Annotated in this window: 11 protein-coding genes; 4 read left to right on the top strand and 7 right to left on the bottom strand. The window is 71.8% G+C overall.

What is annotated here, in order from left to right:
* Window positions 1-43: 43 nt before the first annotated feature.
* Complete coding sequence (locus tag AB0D44_RS04445) at window positions 44-1,555, bottom strand: hypothetical protein (RefSeq protein WP_362584177.1); 1,512 nt, start codon at window positions 1,553-1,555, stop codon at window positions 44-46.
* A 96-nt stretch (window positions 1,556-1,651) separates the two neighbouring features.
* Between AB0D44_RS04445 and AB0D44_RS04450 the strand changes: the two genes are divergently transcribed.
* On the top strand, window positions 1,652-2,191 hold the full coding sequence (locus tag AB0D44_RS04450) for a WcaF family extracellular polysaccharide biosynthesis acetyltransferase (protein ID WP_362584179.1): 540 nt from the start codon (window positions 1,652-1,654) through the stop codon (window positions 2,189-2,191).
* The gene (locus tag AB0D44_RS04455) at window positions 2,188-3,309 is read left to right on the top strand and encodes a glycosyltransferase (RefSeq protein WP_362584181.1); all 1,122 of its coding nucleotides are present in this window, start codon (window positions 2,188-2,190) and stop codon (window positions 3,307-3,309) included. Before AB0D44_RS04450 ends, AB0D44_RS04455 begins: the two co-directional genes overlap by 4 nt.
* Before the next feature lie 29 nt (window positions 3,310-3,338).
* Here AB0D44_RS04455 and AB0D44_RS04460 read toward each other — a convergent pair whose 3' ends face one another.
* The 4 genes from AB0D44_RS04460 to gmd form a co-directional block, all read right to left on the bottom strand.
* Complete coding sequence (locus tag AB0D44_RS04460; RefSeq protein ID WP_362584183.1) at window positions 3,339-3,551, bottom strand: hypothetical protein; 213 nt, start codon at window positions 3,549-3,551, stop codon at window positions 3,339-3,341.
* 131 nt (window positions 3,552-3,682) lie between these two features.
* Window positions 3,683-4,363, bottom strand: coding sequence for a hypothetical protein (locus AB0D44_RS04465; protein WP_362584185.1), 681 nt, complete (start codon window positions 4,361-4,363; stop codon window positions 3,683-3,685).
* A gap of 86 nt (window positions 4,364-4,449) precedes the next feature.
* Window positions 4,450-7,224: a LamG-like jellyroll fold domain-containing protein gene (locus tag AB0D44_RS04470; protein WP_362584187.1), complete on the bottom strand. Its 2,775-nt coding sequence runs from the start codon at window positions 7,222-7,224 to the stop codon at window positions 4,450-4,452.
* 244 nt (window positions 7,225-7,468) lie between these two features.
* Entirely contained in the window at window positions 7,469-8,482 is a 1,014-nt protein-coding gene (gene gmd / locus AB0D44_RS04475; protein WP_362584190.1) for a GDP-mannose 4,6-dehydratase, read from the bottom strand.
* 191 nt (window positions 8,483-8,673) lie between these two features.
* On the opposite strand from gmd, the gene AB0D44_RS04480 reads away from it, so the two are divergent.
* On the top strand, window positions 8,674-9,627 hold the full coding sequence (locus AB0D44_RS04480) for a GDP-L-fucose synthase (RefSeq protein ID WP_362584193.1): 954 nt from the start codon (window positions 8,674-8,676) through the stop codon (window positions 9,625-9,627).
* Between the two features lie 16 nt (window positions 9,628-9,643).
* Here the strand turns inward: AB0D44_RS04480 and AB0D44_RS04485 are convergent, their stop codons facing one another.
* On the bottom strand, window positions 9,644-11,119 hold the full coding sequence (locus tag AB0D44_RS04485) for a sugar transferase (RefSeq protein ID WP_362584196.1): 1,476 nt from the start codon (window positions 11,117-11,119) through the stop codon (window positions 9,644-9,646).
* A gap of 381 nt (window positions 11,120-11,500) precedes the next feature.
* Here AB0D44_RS04485 and AB0D44_RS04490 point away from each other — a divergent pair, with 381 nt between their 5' ends.
* Complete coding sequence (locus AB0D44_RS04490) at window positions 11,501-13,768, top strand: M4 family metallopeptidase (protein ID WP_362584199.1); 2,268 nt, start codon at window positions 11,501-11,503, stop codon at window positions 13,766-13,768.
* A 245-nt stretch (window positions 13,769-14,013) separates the two neighbouring features.
* On the opposite strand, the gene AB0D44_RS04495 is transcribed toward AB0D44_RS04490, so the two are convergent.
* Complete coding sequence (locus AB0D44_RS04495) at window positions 14,014-14,757, bottom strand: hypothetical protein (protein WP_362584202.1); 744 nt, start codon at window positions 14,755-14,757, stop codon at window positions 14,014-14,016.
* Window positions 14,758-14,915 lie beyond the last annotated feature (158 nt).

Consider the following 14,915-nt stretch of genomic DNA (forward strand, 5'->3'; position numbering starts at 1 on the left):
ACGCCTGCGCGGCTCGAAACCCTGGGGCTCCGCCCCGCGGGGGCTAGCGCAGGGTGCTGGAGTGGTCCTGGCGGTACGTCGCCACCAGGGCCAGGCAGAGCGCCGCGATGGCCACCCGCCCCGAGGCCTGGAGCAGCGGTCCGCGCAGCAGGATGAAGGAGTAGCCCGCGACCAGCGGGACGACCACCGAGATCAGGCTGCCCGGCGGCGCCCTGCGCGTGGCCCGCTTCGCATAGCGGCGGTCGACGCGGGCCGACGCGTAGCCCATGCCCAGCAGCCCCGCGCCCATCCCCAGCGGCCCGAAGTCGAGCCACAGCTCGGCCCAGATCGGCGAGGACAGGTTGGTGTTGACCGTGCCCATCCACTGGCCGACCATCACGCCCGTGTCCCTCGGCTTCGCCGTCCACACCGACCTCGGCACCGCGAAGAGGACCGATCCGGCCAGCTGGCGCCCGTAGGAGTGGCCGGGGCCGGATTCCGAGAAGGTGATGGTGTTCGCGAACATGCCGATCTGGTCGTAGTCCTTGAGCGCCATCGGCTCCAGGAATGAGGTGGTCTCCACCGGCTTGTAGTTCTTCTCGTCGTACCGGAAGCGGTCCGCGAACGGGAAGACGAGGAGGGCGACGACCACGGCCATCGACAGGGCCACCCGGTACATCGCCGCGCTGACCGGGAAGACCGTGAACAGCAGCGCGAACATGACCGTCAGGAACCAGTAGCGCGGGTTCGAGATCGGGTTGTTGACCACCAGGTTCAGCAGGGCGAGCGCCGACCAGGTGACGATGATCGAGACCTTGCGACGGGCGTACTTCGAGGTGATGAGCCAGCGGGTGTAGAGCAGCAGCGCGAGCAGCGCCGGCACGGTGCCGAAGCCGCGCAGCAGGGCCTGGCCGGCCTGGCCGTCGCCGTTGGAGATGCCCGCTTCCTCGATGCCCGCGATGATCTCCTGGCGGCTGGAGAAGAACACCGCCGGGCCGCCCAGCTTCATCACGAACACCGCGCTGCACAGGAAGGACAGGCCGGTCAGCAGCTGGAGCCGGCGCCGGTGGGCCATGACCGGCCTCGCCTGCTTCCGGGAGCCGCCCGCACGGACCGCCGGCCGGTGCCGGGCGAGCAGGACGCCCACGTCGAAGGCGGTGCATCCGAGCAGCACCAGCCCGATGGCGGCGGTGAGGTCGGAGCGGGGGCCGACGACGGGGGTCGGGACCTGGCCGAGGACGGCCTGTGCGAGCGGGGCCACGCCCATGGCCATGTAGACGAACAGCCAGAAGGAGCCCTGGAGCAGCTTGCGGCGGCTGGTGAGCACCATCGCGGAGAGGCGGGCGCCCGCGTACATGGTGAGCAGCAGCTGGAGCCAGAAGGCGGCGTCGCGCTGGCCCGCACCCGACTGGACGGCGACGAACAGCGGCAGGAAGACGGAGAAGCCGAGGGCGAGCGGGACGGACAGCGCGCGCGAGAGCAGGGTGCGCGGGGTGGTGACCCGGCCCCAGAGGGACTCGTCCTCGAACGGGGACGGCACGGGCCTGACGGGGGGCTTGCGTATGTCCGTTGCCACTGCCGCCCCCACCCCATGTGCCTGATCCCGGCGCAGTCTAGTCTGAGCGGGCTGCGCCAGGGGAGGCGCGTTCGGGTGGACGATCGGGGCTTTGAGTTGCGTGACCTTCCTGCCTTCACGCTGGCCGGGTACGACAAGGGGCGCGGCCTGCTGGTGCAGGCGCTCTGGTTCGCCGTGATGAACACGCTGTTCATGAGCTGGTTCTGCCCCGCGCGGCTGCGCGTGGCGCTGCTGCGCGCCTTCGGGGCGCAGATCGGCGAGGGCGTGCTGATCCGGCACCGGGTGCGGGTGCTGTGGCCGTGGAAGCTCACCGTCGGGGACCACACCTGGATCGGCGAGGGCGTCTGGCTGCTGAACCTGGAGCCGGTGACGATCGGTTCGCACGTGTGCCTCTCGCAGGAGGCCATGCTGTGCACCGGCTCGCACGACCACCGCGCCGCCGACTTCCGCTACCGCAACGCCCCGGTCACCGTCGAGGACGGCGCCTGGGTGGCGGTACGGGCGACCGTGCTGGCCGGGGTGACCGTGGGCCGCTGCGCGGTCGCGGGCGCGGGTGCCGTCGTACACAAGGACCTGCCGGAGCTGACCCTGCAGACCCAGGACGGGCGGCGCCGCCCGGTGGAGGAGCCCAAGTGAGAGTCCTGCACGCCGTCACCCTGCACTCCCCCTCGCACGCGTTCGGCGGGCCGGTCCGGGTCGCGCTGAACCTGGCGAAGGGGCTGCGGTCCCGCGGTCACGAGGCGCGGCTGGTGGCGCTGGGCGAGGGGTTCGCCGACCCGTGGCCGACGGACGTCGAGGGGGTCCCGGCGAAGCTGTTCCCGGCGCGGCGGATCCTCCCCCTGGGCTTCAGCGGGATGACCTCGCCGGCGCTGCTGGCCTCGGCCGCGCGGCTGGTGCGGGACGCGGACGTGGTCCACGTGCACCTGGCACGCGACCTGGTGACCCTGCCCGTGGCCCTGGCGGCGCTGCGGGCCCGCAAACCGCTGGTGCTCCAGACCCACGGGATGGTGGACCCGAGCGGGAAGCTGCTGGCGAAGGTGCTGGACGCGGTGGCGGTGCGCCGGCTGCTGCGCGGCGCGGACGCGGTGCTGTACCTGACCCCGCACGAGCGGGCGGCCCTGGACGCGGTGGTCGGCGGCGCACCGCTGTCGCGTGCGGTCCGGCTGGTCAACGGCACCCCGGCGCAGGAGGAGCGGCCCGTCCCGAGCGGGCCCCCGCGCATCCTGTACTCGGCACGCCTGCAGGCCCGCAAGCGGCCGGTGGACTTCGTGGACGCGGCCCCGGCGGTCCTGGCGGCGCACCCGGACGCGCAGTTCGTCGTGGCGGGGCCGGACGAGGGCGAACTGGCCGCCGTACGGGCCCGTGTGACCGCCCTGGGCCTCGGCGACCGGTTCGCGGTCCCGGGGGCCCTGTCCAGCACGGAGGTGCTGGCGGAGCTGCGCCGGGCCCACGTGTACGTCCTGCCCTCGGTGGACGAGCCGTTCCCGATGTCGGTGCTGGAGGCCCTCGCGGTGGGCGTCCCCGCGGTCGTGACCCACTCCAACGGGCTGGCCCGCGACATCGCCGCGGCGGGCGCGGGCCGCGCGGTCGACCCGGGACCGGCGGGCGTGGCCGCAGCGGTCCTGGCCCTGCTCGATCCCGCGGCGGGCGCCGCCGCCTCGTCGGCGGCCCGCACGCTGGCCGCGGAGTCCTTCTCCATGGACGCGGTCCTGGACACCCTGCTGCCGGTGTACGCACAGGCCGTACGGGGCTGAGCGCGGGCGCTGAGCGCGGGCACCGCGGCTCAGATGTCGCGGCGCTGCTCCACGACGGGCAGGGCGCCCATGGCGCGGCGGCGCTTGAGGACGCTGGTGTAGACGGCGAGGCCGATGAGGCCCACCGCCATCATGATCAGCCCGACCAGGTCGAGGTTGACGCTCTCCATCTCCCAGTCGGTGGCGAAAGTAAGGATGGCTCCCACCACTATCAGACCGATGCAGCCACCCAGGCCGGTCATAGGACTCGCCTCCGAAAAAGGGTCGGTGTCTCGTGCTCGGGTCCCGCGGATACCCCCGCCCGGCGCACGAAAACGCCCCCTGCAGCCGGTGGTTCGGCCGCAGGGGGCGTTTTCGTGCGTGGCGGGTCGCGTTACGCGGGGATCCAGGCGTAGCAGCCCGAGGAGGTGAACTCGGCGGTGCCCGGCGGGATCGTCGCCGTGATCTTGTCACCCGCGTTGGGCTGGGTCTCGGGTCCGGACGCGAGGATCGAGCCGTCCTTGCCCTTCGCCTCCCACGTGCAGGTGGAGGCCTGCGTCAGCGCCCGGTAGGTGCCGGCCGCGGGGGAGGTGCGGGGGCCTTCGGGGAAGCCCTTCTCCGCCGCCGCGAGGATCGGCTTCTGCTCCGGGCACAGGTGGGTGATCGCGTCCTTCGCGCCCGGGATCTCCCCGGTGATGACGGCCCCGGTGGCCGCGTCCTTGTCGCGCTTGGCCGTGCGCTCCACGCGCTGGCAGGCCTCCTGGCCGGTCTGCAGGACGGCCGCCGGGTCCGTCTTGTCCGGGACCCGCCCGCTCAGGTACTTCTTCTCCTGCGCGGTGAAGCTGCCCGTCTTCGGGGTGAGCTTGGCGTCGGGCACCACGGGGCCCGTCGGCTTCGCGTCGGCGGCGGGCGCCGAGGGCGCCGCGCTGTCCGCGGGGTCGGGGACCGCGGAGGAGGCCGGGGGCTTCGCCTTCGCCTCCGCGCCGGAGTCGGCCTTGCCGCCGCCGGAACTGCAGGCGGTCAGCGTCAGGGCGGCGGTCAGCAGGACAGCGGCCGCTGCGGAGCGTCGGTACATCGGATGGCTCCCGTACTTACTGGGTGGGACAGGGGTGCGGGGCCCGGCCCCGTGGTGCCGGCCGGGCCCCGCTGCGCGCTCGTCGCCTACTTCGCGCCGAAGGTGAGGACCAGCTGGGGGACGCCGTCGGCGGCCGTGGCCTCCGCGGACCAGATCCACAGCGGGTCGGTGCCCGTGCTCGTCAGGCCCAGGCTGTAGCTGCTGCCCAGGACCGCGGAGAGCGCCGTGGTGTCCAGCGGCACGGAGTGGATCGCCGAGCCGTCCGGCACGCCCGCGATGGTGCCGAGCGGGGTGGTGCCGAGGGCGGGCTTGGTGGCGAAGGTGGTGCCCGCGCCGCTCCAGGTACCGGTGACCGGGACCACGGACACGGTGTCGGCGGTGCCGGCGCCCGTCTGCGTGTTGGTCTTGAACTGCAGGGAGGCGGCCTTCAGGACCTGCCCGGCCGGGGCGGCCGGGACATCGAAGCGCAGGTACGTCTCGTACGCCGAGGTGCCGCGCACCGCGAGCGAGGTGGACGTGCCGTACGCGGTGCCCGGGGCGCCCTGGTTGACGTAGGTGTCCTCGGTCGCGTTGACCTTGGAGACCGAGTCGGTGGGCGCCTTGGCCAGGGTGAAGTGGTTCTTGACCTGGGCCTCGGTGAGCGCCGTCGGGTAGACGGCGGTCTCGTCGAGCTGCCCGGCGAAGAAGTTGCTCGTCGGGCGGTTCGGCCAGCCGGTGAGGTTGTCGCCGCCGACGTGCCAGTAGCCCGCGTAGGTCTGGGTACCGGTCCGGTTCAGCGAGCCCTTGTTCTGGCCGTCCACGTACAGGGTGATGCCGCCGGGGCCCTGGGTGCCGACCACGTGGTGCCACTTGTTGTCGTTGTACGTGTCCAACAGGCCGGTGGAGACGGTCTGGGCGGAGCCGTTGGAGACTCCGAAGACCAGCCGGCCGCTGTTGGTCATGTACAGGTGCTTGTCGTACGAGCCGCTGCTGCGGTCGGTGTTGCTGCCGAAGCCGACCAACTTGCCGCCGCGCGTGGTGCCCGTCTTGAACCAGGTCTCGATGGTGAACGTGCTGCCGACGGTCTGGCGGTGGTCGCCGTAGACCTGCTGGCTGGTGCCGTTGAAGCCCATCGCGGTGCTGGTGCCGGTGATCGCGCCGGGGCTCTGGCGCAGGGCCGGGGCGTTCAGCTGGACACCGCCGGTGTTGCCGCTGACCGAGGAGTCGGCCACGTACGGGCTCACGGTGTCGTCGAAGCGCCAGTACAGGTTGGCGCCGTCGGCGCGGACCTGGTTCGGGTACGACTGGACCGCGGTCGGGACCGTCACGGAGACGGCGGCCGACAGGGCGCTGGTGTTGCCGGCCGCGTCGGTCGCGGTCACGCGGTAGCTGTAGGCCTGGCCGGCCTTGACCGTGGTGTCGGTCCAGGAGGCCTGCGGGCGCTGCCACTCGAGGGAGTCCGCGTTCACCGTGGCGGCGGGCGTGGCCGAGCCGTTGCGGTAGATGCGGTAGGTCAGCTTGCTGTCGTCCGCGTCGTAGCTGGTGCGCCAGCGGACCTGTACCTCGCCGGGCTTGACGCTGCCGACGCTGGCCACCGGAGTGGTCGGGGCGCCGACGTCGCCGGTGGAGGCGAAGCGGGTCAGGGCCTGCTGCGGCTTGCCGTTGATGAGGGTGAACTCACCGCCGACCCACATGTACTTGACGTCGCTCTTCTCCGCGACGGCCATGACGCGCGGACCGATGCCCTCGCCGAGGCCGTCGTTGGCGGTGGGGTGCCAGCCGAGCTTGCCCGGGCCGCGCACGAACCCGCCCACGGGCGCGGGGGCGGGGCCGGTGTGGTCGGTCGGCTGGGCCAGCAGGAAGTGGCGCTTGCCGTCGGGGAACTCCAGCTCGCTGGAGCAGTCGTGCGCGTGCGAGGAGCTGTAGAGCACCCCGTCGTAGGGCAGCACGTACTGGGTGGCGCCGAGGCAGCGGTCGCGCCACTTCTCGCTGAAGTCGGGGTTCAGGCCGATGCGGCCGTCGAAGACGCCGCCGCCGGAGCCCTCGTTGCCGGTGTAGTAGCCCGTCGCGTCGGCCGAGATGTCCTTGACCACGGAGTTGGACGGGATGCTGCTGTAGGTCTTGGCGACGGCGCCGGTGGTGGCGTTCACGACGGCCAGCGCGTGCGTGCTGGAGCCGTTGACCGAGAAGAAGTCGCCGCCCAGCAGGACGTTCTTGCCGTCGTTGCTCACCTCGATGGCGCGGCCGGGCTCGTCGGCGTTGGCCACGAAGGGCTTGAGCGCGCCGGAGGCGGCGTCGACCGCGGCGAACCGCTCGCGGGTCTGTCCGTCGACGGCGTTGAAGTCGCCGCCCACGTACAGGGTGTCGTCGGTGACGGCGAGCGCGCGCACGGTGGCGGGAACGCCGGGGTGGAACGCTGCCTTGGGGGTGCAGCTCGCGATGTCGATCGCGGCGAGGCTGGAGACCGGGGTCCCGTTGACGGCGCCGAAGTAGCCGCCCGCGTACAGGGTCTTCTGGTCCTTCGAGACGGCCAGCGCACGGACCGTCGCGGTGCCCTCGGAGACGGTGAAGGCGAGCTTGCAGGAAGTCGGGGTGCCCGTCGCGGCGTCGAGCGCGGCGAAGTTCACGGCGTCCTGTTCGGTGCCCGCGGCGCCGTCGGGCGGGCGGACGGCCGAGAACGTACCGCCGGCGAAGACGGTGCCGTTCGCCTGGGCCATCGCGAACACGATGCCGTTGGGCTGCCACGTCGGCAGGCTGTCGGCGGTGAAGGCCACCGGCGCCGTGATGGCGGACGCCTGCGGCATCAGCACCAGGCCTATACCGGTGCCGGCACCGGCCAGTGACAGGACGAGGGCAGCAGTCAGCCCTCTGGATCTACGCATGAGCCCCCCAGGGCATCGCCCGGTTTGATGGCTGGAACTATCCGAACAGCCATATGTACGGGGGCACACTAGGGCTCACGCGAGGGCCCGGCCACCTTGCTTGACCCATTGCATACCAACTTGGAACCAACAGGTACAGCAGGGAGGGTGCATCACGGACATATGGCAGGTTTGGCCCGGCCACACCCACCCAGACCTGTGGGTATGACCGTGACACGGCAAATCGTAGGGGAAATATAAGGCCTCAGCGGTCGATGCGGACCGTCGCGCCCGCCAGTTGGTCCTCCACCTGACGGATATCGGCGTCGACCATGATCTTGGCCAGTTCGGAGACGAGGACCGTCGGCTTCCAGCCGAGCAGGTCATGGGCCTTGGAGGCGTCGCCGATGAGGGCGTCGACCTCGCTGGGGCGCTCGTACTTGGGGTCGTAGCGCACGTGCTCGTTCCAGTCGAGGCCCGCGTGCGTGAAGGAGGCCTCGACGAACTCGCGGACCGTCGCGGCCACTCCGGTGGCGACGACGTAGTCGGTGGGCTCGTCCTGCTGGAGCATCCGCCACATGGCGTCCACGTACTCGGGGGCGTAGCCCCAGTCGCGGACCGCGTCGAGGTTGCCCAGGTAGAGGTGCTCCTGGAGGCCGGCCTTGATGCGGGCGACCGCGCGGGTGATCTTGCGGGTCACGAAGGTCTCGCCGCGGCGTGGGGACTCGTGGTTGAAGAGGATCCCGTTGACGGCGAACATGCCGTACGCCTCGCGGTAGTTCACGGTGGTCCAGTACGCGAACACCTTGGCGGCGCCGTACGGGCTGCGCGGGTGGAACGGGGTGCCCTCGTTCTGCGGGGGCGGGGTGGCGCCGAACATCTCGGAGGACGAGGCCTGGTAGATGCGGGTGTCGACACCGCTGGCCCGGATGGCCTCCAGCAGGCGCAGCGCGCCGAGGCCGGTCACGTCGCCGGTGTAGAGCGGCGCGTCGAAGGAGACGCGGACGTGGGACTGGGCGCCGAGGTTGTAGACCTCGTCGGGCCGTATCTCACGGAGCAGGTTGACGAGGGCCACGCCGTCGGAGAGGTCGGCGTGGTGCAGGACGAAGGACCGGTTGGCGGTCTGCGGGTCCTGGTAGACGTGGTCGATCCGCTCCGTGTTGAAGCTCGAGGACCGCCGCACCAGCCCGTGCACCGTGTAGCCCTTGGAGAGCAACAGCTCGGCGAGGTACGAGCCGTCCTGGCCGGTGACGCCGGTGATCAGTGCGGTCTTGCCCATGCGGTCCCCCTGGGGTGCGTTGTGGTTCGTTGTGCCGAGCGGGCTTCCCCTGCCCGCCCGATGCTGCCGGGTCCGGTGGTCCGGGGGCTGGATGCGTACCGTACACGCCGGGTCCGGCGCCGGCGGGGTCCGGGCCCGGAAGGCCCGGACTGCTGCCGGCCCCGCGGGCGGGGACTGGCATCATCGGCGGTATGACAAGTTCGCTGCCGCTCCTGCCCCCGCACGCCCGCGTCTTCGTCGCGGGCCACCGCGGCCTCGTGGGGTCCGCGGTCGCCCGCCGGCTGACCGCCGACGGGCACGAGGTGCTCACCCGGGGCCGTGCCGACCTCGACCTGCGGGACGCCGCCGCGACCGCCGCGTACCTGGCGGACGTCCGCCCGGACGCCGTGGTGCTGGCCGCCGCGAAGGTCGGCGGGATCATGGCCAACAGCACGTACCCGGTGCAGTTCCTCGAGGAGAACCTGCAGATCCAGCTCAGCGTGATCGGCGGCGCGCACGCCGCCGGCGTGGGCCGGCTGCTGTTCCTCGGATCCTCCTGCATCTACCCGAAGCTGGCTCCGCAGCCCATCCGCGAGGACGCCCTGCTGACCGGCCCGCTCGAGCCGACCAACGAGGCCTATGCCCTCGCGAAGATCGCCGGCATCGTCCAGGTGCAGTCGTACCGCAAGCAGTACGGGGCCTCGTACATCTCGGCCATGCCCACGAACCTCTACGGCCCCGGCGACAACTTCGACCTCGAGTCCTCGCACGTCCTGCCCGCCCTCATCCGGCGCTTCCACGAGGCCGCCGCCGAGGGCCGCGACGAGGTCACGCTGTGGGGCAGCGGCACGCCGCGCCGCGAGTTCCTGCACGTGGACGACCTCGCCGCCGCGTGTGCGGTGCTGCTGAACGGCTACGACGGCGACGAGCCCGTCAACATCGGCTGCGGCGAGGACCTGACGATCCGGGAACTGGCCGAGACCGTCGCCGAGGTGACCGGCTTCGAGGGCCGGCTCGCCTGGGACACGTCCAAGCCGGACGGGACCCCGCGCAAGCTGCTGGACGTCGGCCGGCTGACCTCGCTCGGCTGGAAGCCCGGCATCCCGCTGCGGGACGGCATCGCCGCCACGTACGCGTGGTGGCTGCGCGAGCAGCGCAACGGCTGATCCCACCCGGTGCCCCTCAGTACGCTCCGCGGCCGTCGACGACGGCGCGGAGCGTACGGCCCATCACGTCGACGTCACTGGTGAAGGACCAGTTGTCGACGTACTGCAGGTCCAGCTGGATCGTTTCGTCCCAGGACAGGTCCGACCGCCCGCTGATCTGCCACAGGCCGGTCATCCCGGGCCGCACGGTGAGCCGGCGCAGCTCGACCTCGTCGTACTTCGCCACCTCCTCCGGCAGCGGCGGGCGCGGGCCGACCAGCGACATGTGTCCGGTCAGGACGTTGACCAGCTGCGGCAGTTCGTCCATGGAGGTGCGGCGCAGCAGCCGGCCCACCCGGGTCACCCGGGGGTCGCGGCGCATCTTGAACATCAGGCCGTCGTTCTCGTTGTGCCCGGCCAGCTCCGCCTTGCGGGCGTCGGCGTCCACCACCATGGTGCGGAACTTCCACATCACGAACGGGACCCCGTCGCGGCCGATGCGCTGCTGCCGGTAGAAGGCCGGGCCGCGCGAGCCGAAACGTATCGCCAGGACGATCCCGAGGAAGAGCGGGGAGAGCAGCAGCAGCCCTACGGCGGCCCCCACCCGGTCGAGCACCGACTTGAGCAGGGTCTGCACGCCGCGGCTGACCGGCGGGGCGACCCGCAGCACGGCGAGGCCTCCCGCCGACAGGGTCTCCAGCCGCTTGACGGAGACCTCCACCAGTCCGGGGAAGACGGCGAGTTCCAGATGGGCGTCGTGCAGGGCCCAGGCGATCCGGCGCAGCCGCTCCCCCGCGATGCGTGCACCGGGAGCCACCAGCACCAGGTCGGCGTTGTGGCTGCGGACGGCGTCGAGCACGGGCGCGGAGTCGCCGTTCGGCGCCTGCGGCATGTCCGCACCGAGGCGGCCCGCGACCGGTACCCCGCTGGCGAGGGGCCCGGCGCCCACCGGGACCACGCCGACGACCACGTAGGGGTGGTCGGTGCGCGCGGCCAGGTGCGCGATGACGTCCTCGGCGGCGTCGGGCTCTCCCACCACCAGGACCCGGCTGACGGCCTGGGCCTCGCGGCGGGCCGCCGAGAGGTGGCGGTAGGTCAGTTTGTGGCAGGCTACGGTGATCAGCAGGGCGGGCAGCAGGGCCCCGAGGGCGGACAGCCGGGGCGTGTCCTCCTCGGTCACCACGCGGGCCACGGCGAGCACGCCGATCAGAATCAGCCAGTCGTGCACCACGGGCAGCACCCCGCGGGACTCCCCGAGCGCCCGGACCGCGTACCGCCGGCGCAGTGCCTGCACCCCGGTCCACGCCAGCGCGGCCGCCAGTGCGCAGTACAGGGGCCGGACCTGCTGCGCTGCGGCGAAGACGAGTCCGACGGGCACGGCCGCGCCGAGGAAGTCGGCGCCGACGGCGGCGGGCAGGTACCAACGGGCCTTGTCACCGAGGCGCCGTGCGGGCAGGGCGGAGCCACGGGCCGCCGCGGCCACGCTTTGCGCCGGAAAATGGACATGCCTCATGGGCCCCCCTGGCACGTGGTCTATGACAGTGGCGAGCGTCCATGGCTTCCCCGGGCAACGGACGTGTGTCGCACCGGGAAACAGTACGACAAACACCCGTACGGTAAATGCGGATTGGGCCAACCCAACCTCTTGTTGCTCAAGTGTTAGCAACCGGTACCAGCTGTTCCGAATATCGGGACCCTCTCTCGCACGCAAAGGTGAAGGGTTCGGATACCGGATACGTCTCTTCGGAGAACGAACCGTTTCCGGCCAACCTTTTGACGCGCTCCTGACATTGTGGCGGGCAACTGGCACTCTTCGACCGTTCATCGCACCAGCCCTGTTCTGCCCGGCGGCCCACCCAGCCGTCCGGAACCCCCCTTGCAGAAGGAGTCTGCGTTGAGGTCCACCCCCCAGAGGCGAGCCACCGCGGCCGGCGCGCTCGTAGCCGCGGCAGCCATGCTCGCCGTCGGCATACAGACCGGTACCGCCACCGCCGACGCCACCGCGTCGCAGGCCCGCACGGCTGCCCAGCCCAACCCGGGCGCGGCCAACCGCGTACTCAGCGCTTCGGAGCGTGCGACGCTCCTTGCCGAGGCTAACTCGACCACCGCGCAGGCGGCCAAGGCCCTCGGCCTCGGCAGCGGCGAGAAGCTGGTCGTCCGCGACGTCGTCCAGGACGCGGACGGCACCACGCACACCACCTACGAGCGGACCTACGACGGTCTGCCCGTGCTCGGCGGCGACCTGACGGTCCACGCCAAGGACGGCGCGACGAAGAGCGTCACCAAGGCCACCCAGCACGAGATCAAGGTCGCCGACACCACCGCCTCGGTGACCCCGGCCGCCGCGGAGAGCCAGGCCGTCTCCGCCGCGAACGCCGAGGGTTCCAAGGAGGCCAAGCCCTCCAAGAGCGCCCGCAAGGTGATCTGGGCGGCCGAGGGTGCCCCGGTCCTCGCGTTCGAGACCGTCGTCGGCGGCCTCCAGCACGACGGCACGCCGAACGAGCTGCACGTGGTGACCAACGCCAAGACCGGCGCCAAGATATCCGAGTGGCAGGCCATCGAGACCGGCACCGGCAACACCATGTACAGCGGCCAGGTGACCCTCGGGACCACGCAGTCGGGCAGCACGTACAACCTGACCGACGCCGCCCGCGGCAGCCACAAGACGTACAACCTCAACCGCGGCACCTCCGGCACCGGCACGCTGTTCTCCGGCCCGGACGACATCTGGGGCAACAACCTGCCGTCGAACCTGGAGACGGCCGGCGCGGACGCGCACTACGGCGCCGCGGTCACGTGGGACTACTACAAGAACGTGCACGGCCGCAACGGCCTGCGCAACGACGGCGTGGCCCCGTACAGCCGGGTCCACTACGGCAACAACTACGTGAACGCGTTCTGGAGCGACTCCTGCTTCTGCATGACCTACGGCGACGGTGACGGCAACGCCAAGCCGCTCACCTCCACCGACGTGGCCGCGCACGAGATGACCCACGGCCTCACCTCGGTCACCGGCAACATGACCTACAGCGGTGAGCCCGGCGGTCTGAACGAGGCGACCTCCGACATCATGGCGGCGGCCGTCGAGTTCTACGCCAACAACCCGCAGGACGTCGGCGACTACCTGGTCGGCGAGAAGATCGACATCCGCGGCAACGGCACCCCGCTGCGCTACATGGACAAGCCCAGCAAGGACGGCTCGTCCAAGGACAGCTGGTACTCGGGCATCGGCTCCATCGACGTCCACTACTCCTCGGGCCCGGCCAACCACTGGTACTACCTGGCCTCCGAGGGCTCGGGCGCCAAGGTCGTCAACGGCGTGAGCTACGACTCGCCGACCGCGGACGGCCTGCCCGTCACCGCCATCGGCCGCGACGCCGCCTCGAAGATCTGGTTCCGCGCGCTGACGGTCGGCTACTTCAAGTCGACCACCAACTACGCCGACGCCCGCGTGCAGACGCTGAAGGCCGCCGCCGACCTCTACGGCCAGGGCTCGACGATCTACAACAACGTGGCCAACGCGTGGGCCGGCGTCGCCGTCGGGTCCCGCATCTCCAACGGTGTGACGGTCTCCCCGATCGCCAACCAGAACACGCAGGTCAACACCGCCGTCAGCCTGCAGGTCCAGGCCACCAGCACGAACCCGGGTGCGCTGAGCTACGCGGCGACCGGCCTGCCGGCCGGGCTGTCGATCAACTCCTCCACCGGCCTGATCTCGGGCACGGCCACCACGCAGGGCACGTCCAACGTGACCGTGACGGTGACCGACGCGCAGAACCAGACCGGTACGGCGTCCTTCACCTGGACGGTCGGCACCAGCCAGCAGAACGTGTTCGAGAACCTGAACGACTACCAGATCGCGGACAACTCCACGGTCGAGTCGCCGATCACGGTGACCCGCACGGGCAACGCCCCGAGCACCCTCAAGGTGGACGTCAACATCGTCCACACCTACGTCGGTGACCTGAAGGTCGACCTCGTCGCCCCGGACGGCACCCTCTACAACCTGCGCAACCGCAGCGGCGGCAGCGCGGACAACATCGTCCAGTCCTTCACCGTGAACGCCTCCTCCGAGGTCGCCCAGGGTGTGTGGAAGCTGCGGGTCGCCGACCTGGCCAGCCTGGACACCGGCTACATCAACAGCTGGAAGCTCACCTTCTGACCCCTGCCGGGGTGAGGACAGCGCCTGCTGACACCGCATGACCACGGGGCCGCCCGGGAGAAGACCTCCCCGGGCGGCCCTGTTCCATGGGGCCGCCCGTCCCGGGCCGTCCCGAGGACCGTTCCCTGCCGGCGCCCGCCCCGGACGCCGGGCCCTGCGCGACGGCGGACGCGGTGCGGTGGCCGGGCCCCGCTCGGCCCCCGGGGCCGGCCCGGCGGCACGGGGCTGCGGCACGGGCCGCGCGCTCAGCCGATCGTGCGGAAGATGCCAGTGAAGAGGTCCTGTCGGCGCTCCGCGGCCGCCGCCGCGGGGTCGGCGGCGCCGTCCCCGCGGCGGCTCTCGCCGCCCTGGTCCCAGGTGCCCCCGCCGCCCTCACCGGCCTGGTCGCCGCGACCTTGGTCCCCGCGGCCGCCGCCCTCACCGCGGCCATCGCCACCGCCGCCGGCCCAGCCGTCGCCGCCATCGCCACCGCCGCCGGCCCAGCCGTCGCCGCCGTCACCACCGCCGCCACCCCAGCCGTCGCCGCCGTGGCCGCCGCCGCCGTTGCCGCCGTCACCCCAGCCGTCGCCGCCGTCACCACCGCCGCCGTTACCGCCGTCACCGTGGCCGTCGCCGCCTTCGCCCCGGCCGTCGGCCGGCCGGAAGAAGGCCGCGACGACCTCGACGTTCCGCGCCCGCTCGCCCGGCTCCAGGACCCGGTCCGCCCTGCCGGAGCAGCCCCGGTCGTCGTAGAGGAACGCCCGCGACCTCGTGTTGTTGACCACGTCGATGGCGGGCTCGTTGCTGGAGGTGCCGGTCAGCAGGTAGCAGGTGTCGTTGTCCGCGGGACGGATCTGCGCGCGGCGCTCGCCCCCTGCCTCGTCGATGAACCGGTAGTGCAGCGTGCCCAGGCCGCGGCCGCCGTCGTCATCTGCGAGCGCCGGGCCGGCGGGGGGCAGGACGAGGGCCAGGGCGCCGGCGAACACGGCGGCGGTGGTGCGAAGACGCATGGGGGAAGTCCGTTCCTCGGGTCTGCGGATGCAGGGTCCGGTGGTATCCGGTGCCATCCGCGGGCAGCGTAGGAGCGGAGAGGGGCGCAGAAACGATTCGGCATGCCGATCGCGCCGGAGGTTCACCCGGGAGGCCCGCTGCACTTGCGCAGGCGGGC

This window comes from Streptomyces sp. NPDC048349 (assembly GCF_040651925.1).
Taxonomy (GTDB): domain Bacteria; phylum Actinomycetota; class Actinomycetes; order Streptomycetales; family Streptomycetaceae; genus Streptomyces.

Excerpts from the sequence above, each read along its gene's own strand:
- AB0D44_RS04460 (WP_362584183.1), bottom strand. The coding sequence starts at position 3,551 with ATGACCGGCCTGGGTGGCTGCATCGGTCTGATAGTGGTGGGAGCCATC.
- AB0D44_RS04465 (WP_362584185.1), bottom strand. The coding sequence starts at position 4,363 with ATGTACCGACGCTCCGCAGCGGCCGCTGTCCTGCTGACCGCCGCCCTG.
- AB0D44_RS04470 (WP_362584187.1), bottom strand. The coding sequence starts at position 7,224 with ATGCGTAGATCCAGAGGGCTGACTGCTGCCCTCGTCCTGTCACTGGCC.
- gmd (WP_362584190.1), bottom strand. The coding sequence starts at position 8,482 with ATGGGCAAGACCGCACTGATCACCGGCGTCACCGGCCAGGACGGCTCG.
- AB0D44_RS04480 (WP_362584193.1), top strand. The coding sequence starts at position 8,674 with ATGACAAGTTCGCTGCCGCTCCTGCCCCCGCACGCCCGCGTCTTCGTC.
- AB0D44_RS04485 (WP_362584196.1), bottom strand. The coding sequence starts at position 11,119 with ATGAGGCATGTCCATTTTCCGGCGCAAAGCGTGGCCGCGGCGGCCCGT.
- AB0D44_RS04495 (WP_362584202.1), bottom strand. The coding sequence starts at position 14,757 with ATGCGTCTTCGCACCACCGCCGCCGTGTTCGCCGGCGCCCTGGCCCTC.